At 38.8% G+C, this 4,436-nt stretch carries 5 protein-coding genes; 1 reads left to right on the top strand and 4 read right to left on the bottom strand.

The annotated features are described in order from the left end of the window. Positions 1–258: 258 nt before the first annotated feature. The 4 genes from I6E24_RS15490 to I6E24_RS15475 all read right to left on the bottom strand — a co-directional run bounded on the left by I6E24_RS15490 (position 259) and on the right by I6E24_RS15475 (position 3,002). A complete protein-coding gene (locus I6E24_RS15490; RefSeq protein WP_204405059.1) occupies positions 259–447 on the bottom strand; it encodes a hypothetical protein in 189 nt (62 codons plus the stop codon). Between the two features lie 335 nt (positions 448–782). Then, positions 783–1,610: a metallophosphoesterase gene (locus I6E24_RS15485; protein WP_195564801.1), complete on the bottom strand. Its 828-nt coding sequence runs from the start codon at positions 1,608–1,610 to the stop codon at positions 783–785. After that, on the bottom strand, positions 1,603–2,478 hold the full coding sequence (locus I6E24_RS15480; protein WP_204405056.1) for a nucleotidyl transferase AbiEii/AbiGii toxin family protein: 876 nt from the start codon (positions 2,476–2,478) through the stop codon (positions 1,603–1,605). Before I6E24_RS15480 ends, I6E24_RS15485 begins: the two co-directional genes overlap by 8 nt. Further along, a complete protein-coding gene (locus I6E24_RS15475) occupies positions 2,475–3,002 on the bottom strand; it encodes a type IV toxin-antitoxin system AbiEi family antitoxin domain-containing protein (protein ID WP_204405057.1) in 528 nt (175 codons plus the stop codon). The genes I6E24_RS15480 and I6E24_RS15475 overlap by 4 nt, the downstream gene beginning before the upstream one ends. 874 nt (positions 3,003–3,876) lie before the next feature. On the opposite strand from I6E24_RS15475, the gene I6E24_RS15470 reads away from it, so the two are divergent. Further along, positions 3,877–4,254 carry a single-stranded DNA-binding protein gene (locus I6E24_RS15470; RefSeq protein WP_235329512.1) on the top strand — a complete coding sequence of 126 codons (378 nt, stop codon included), beginning with the start codon at positions 3,877–3,879 and terminating at the stop codon, positions 4,252–4,254. Positions 4,255–4,436: the final 182 nt, after the last annotated feature.

The raw sequence follows: 4,436 nt of genomic DNA, 5'->3' as shown, positions 1-4,436 counted from the left end.
CCGATGCAGTTTTTAACTATATCTGATTATCAGATAGTTATGCTTTAAACGGTTCAAGAGCGATATTTTCAGATAGTATACTTTCTTTCACATGGTCACTTTAACGCATTTAACTTTTGTTTACGGTTGGAATAATGGCTACTTAGTTGCTTAGTAGTGTGAAACGCATTGTAAATCATGTATTTATTAAAACTGCAATAAAAATGACATGATATTTTGTGAACGTCACGATGATGGATGTTGGGCATCAAAACCTCGTCATGACGCTATTCCTTCTTTGATGAAAGTTTCATCACACTTTCTCCCGAAGAATGTATTGAATATATTTCCCAAGACTTCATCAGGTGTGATTCCACCACCAACAATTTCAGCAAGGAGAAAGAGACATTCACGTATATGCTGGTTGTATAGAATTTCTGAAATACGCACGGCATGTCCATTCAGCATAAGGTTGAAATCAATATACAATTCAAATTTTTCAACAAAGAGAAAAGAGGTTCATCTTCTTGTATCAAGGGTGAAGTTTACCAATAAGTTTATCAATTCATATATACATATATGAGTTACATTAAACTTGTAAACTTAATGGTTTATCTTGTTGTCAGGTTGAATCAATCAAGTAAGTTGAGTTTAAAATACATGTATATATACATGGGTAAATCTAAACTTTAAACTTATAGTAAGCCCTTCATCAACCAGAACAGCATTCTGACAGATGGAGGGCTTTACTTATCTTTTTCCCTTGCTGAAATCATATATTCTGTTGGATAGCTCTTAAGAATTTACCTCATTATGGCAATGTTTTTTATTTCGTAGAACTCCATAATATCGAGCATTTTGAATAGGATTTCTTCGATGTTGCTATGCCAACTCTGATGAAAATGCCCATAGCACCAGTGGGTAACAGTTTGGCTTTCTTTGAGTAAGTGATAGATGGAATCCATAGTTTGCCGCTCCTGCTGTACATCAGCCAATAGTTGTGCATCATTACTGCCCCATTCGGAAAGACCATTCTTGTTTTGTAACTCACAGAATGACGGTGATGTATGAGTTATAACAGTGTCGATAGACTGCTCTGACATTATTTTTCCAAGCAATTCAGTATTGAATACAGGTTTCTCGTTGGACCAATAATAGTTTGGCTCGTATATTTCTTTATCCATATCCAAACTCGGCTGATGGCGTTTCTTTTGGATTTGTTCCCAAGCGTTCAGCCTGTATGAGCGGTCAATGGATATAGCTCCACCTATGCAGAGCAATGTATGCCCACATGCTTTTACAATTGAATAGTCCGGGATGGCTATGAATCTTTTATGTCTGAATGTCTTGCCATCGAAATAGGCAGGATTATCGTGGTTCCCTCTAACGAAAAGAATCCAATTGTTCGCCGCATTCATACGCTTGGCATTCCTTTTGACAATATTCTCATAATAGCCTTTGTTTTGAAATCCAAATCCACAGTCTCCAGCTACTATCATAAGAGTATTTTCCATTCTGTATTGCACACACATTTTATTCACGAGAAGATTAAAATCCCCGTGAATATCTCCAGAAATGACTATGGATTCGCATTCAGGAAATTCATATATGTTATAGTCTGTATTATTCATGCGGTATGTTTTCCCAATATGGGCGTAGTGTTTCCTGTATGAATGCTACAACTTCTGAGAAGGCAATATCATTAGTCTTCGTGATTTTACGCATGAAAGCTTTCCATCTTACTTCCATTTGCTGATTAATACCAAAATCATTTCGGAAGAACATCGTATTCGCATCGTAAGGTGTGTGCCGGTTCTCGAATGTACGTATTATCGCTTCCTGTAGAACCTCTGTGTCATATTCTTCCTCCTTTAGTATTCTATGCAGGTCATAATAATCTTTCATACGACTGCTCTGATCGGCAAGGTCTATTATGGCATGCATCTTTTCAGCAATAACGGTTTCCAGAGAATATGCCAGGATATTTGCACAAGGCAGATGCTCCAACAATATTGGGAAATCCAGATTGACAGGTGAAGGTGTAACCACATCGCCAAAACCAATATCCATGGTCAGTACTTGTGCGATTGAATCCATCATTACCGGTATACTTAGGCGTATTCCATGATAATCTTTGAACTCAGTGATATTTTGGGCGGTGATGTGCTCAACGTCAAATACCACTCCATCTTCTTCAAAGGGTACGGAACATATTTCCTTGAATGCTGCTATTATTGAAGTACCTTCATTGCTTATATTGTTACCAAGAAAATCAATATCCAATGTAGGACGTGCGGCAAACCGTTCATAGGCATACATGAGTGCTCCACCTTTAAGGTAGAAATTGCTACGATAACGTGTTTGTGACATTCTGTATAACAATCGTTCCTGAAAATATCGTGTCAGTATCGTCTGATAGAATATATTTTCTTTTTTAGCAACATTCAGGAGCTTTGCTCTGATTGACTTTCCGTAATTCTTATTTTGTTCTTTACTCATAATTTGATTTGCAGATAATTTTCGAGGATTGTTCCCACGCGGAGCTTCCGGGCATAATCCAATAGTTTACTGATATTCCGTTCCGGTTTGCTAAGATAGTTATCAATGATTTCTGAGCATACATCCATACCTACCTTATTTCGGAACTTAATGGCATCGCATACACACCTTTCTATATCATAGATTCTGATATTGTAATTCTCTACGTTCATTTTGATTACTCCGATTTCCAAAATAGAAGCCGTATAATGATGAAGCTCTATTGGGGGATATGAGGGTGTTACTACCTTTCGATCCCTTTTTATGGCGACATGAAAAGCTTGTGGCATAGAAGTAGAAAGGTGATGTATACTCCAAGCAGACCATAGGCAAAGAATGCCGCCAGGAATAATCGCATCTATGTCAATCATGCTGTCTGAAAGTTGGTCAATGTTGGCATACAGTCCTCGCCGGACCTGCACAAGTTCACCTTGACGCACACTTTCCAACATCTTGTAATAAGCGGTACGTCCTTTCTCTTTCATGTCAGCTGATGATATGTACGAATTTAATTTCTTCATTGCTTGCCATCTTAATCCGTACAAATATACCACAAATATTTCTAATTGTGGTGCTTTTGTATGGAAAATCATCAGATATTTATCCTCATAAATGTTATTTAACCAAAGTATTGTACACCTGAAAGTCCTTCAATAAAGAAAAATGATTATACTTTCCTATTGTAGGCTGAATCAATCAAGTCAATTGAGTTTAAGATACATGTATATATACATGGGTAAATCTAAACTTTAAACTTGCAGTAAGCCAGAGTAGGACAGAAGTCCGCTCTTTGACTGATAGGCATTGCCTTTCTTTTTCTCCTTGCTGATTTTGTACCTTTTCATCACTTACATGAGTGGCATCAGCCTTGTTGTGCTTCACCTCTGGCTTCCATCCTCTTGAATAGCTTCCGTGTTAAGACCTTTTTATGCAGAATGCGGAGTTCCGTATTTCTCTTGCTATACCATGCCAAGTTTATGGTGAAGTACTGGAACTATCGCCCTTATCATGTCAGTATTTCTTACCATGGAACTGTAAAACCTGTCGAGTCTGAATATGGGGCAGTATCCTTTACCATGACCAGCACACAAGAATATCAGGCCATTCCCTGCATTTCTCATTTTGGACGAAGCCGTGACACTTACTTTTTCCTGTTGCGAAGTTAGTGCAAGGCGCATACTGCAAGTACCAAAGCCTTATTCCCTGATTTTTTTCAAAAACTTTTCCAGCTGCAGCTTTTCGGAAAACTTTTCCCGCCTGACGGTGAAATAATCCGGTAATTACTTGCCTGACTGCTATCCTTGCCAACTTTGATAGCAACGTAAAAAATAAATGTTTCACTTCTAAAATTTCAATGTCATGAAGAAAATGGAAAATTCTTTCGTAGTTTCTGGTTTTGTAGGTAAGGATGCAAGCATCCATCAGTTCTCAACCGCAAGCGTTGCACGTTTCCCTTTAGCAATCAGCCGCACTGAGAAATCAGGCGAGGAAACAATCCGCACTTCATCATTCATAAACGTCGAGGCATGGCGCAAGAATGAGAATACTACATCCTTTGACCGCCTTGTCAAAGGTGCACTCCTCACGGTTGAAGGCTATTTCAAGCCGGAGGAGTGGCAGGATGCCGACGGTGTCAAGCGCAACAGAGTGGCATTTGTAGCCACCAGGTTCTATGAAGCTGTTGAAAAGGAGGAAACTCCTGCAGCTCAGGAGAAAAACTCCAGGAAGGGCAAGTAAAGCCTTTCCTCTCTCCAATAGAGCGGCCTTCGGGTCGCTTTTTTTATGCTTATACTTGGTTCATCCGACATTTCGCGTGATAGTTTATTAAAGAAGAAAACCGCTGCACAAATTGTATATTTGAATAAGCACAAGCAAACGTACAATTATGAACAGCAGTTTTCTATATCATGCGTGGGGTC

Origin of the sequence: Bacteroides caecigallinarum (assembly GCF_021530995.1) — a bacterium.
In the GTDB taxonomy this organism is placed as follows: domain Bacteria; phylum Bacteroidota; class Bacteroidia; order Bacteroidales; family Bacteroidaceae; genus Phocaeicola; species Phocaeicola faecigallinarum.
The sequence above is the reverse complement of the archived record's forward strand: the minus strand, read 5'-3'. Positions and strand labels throughout refer to the sequence as shown.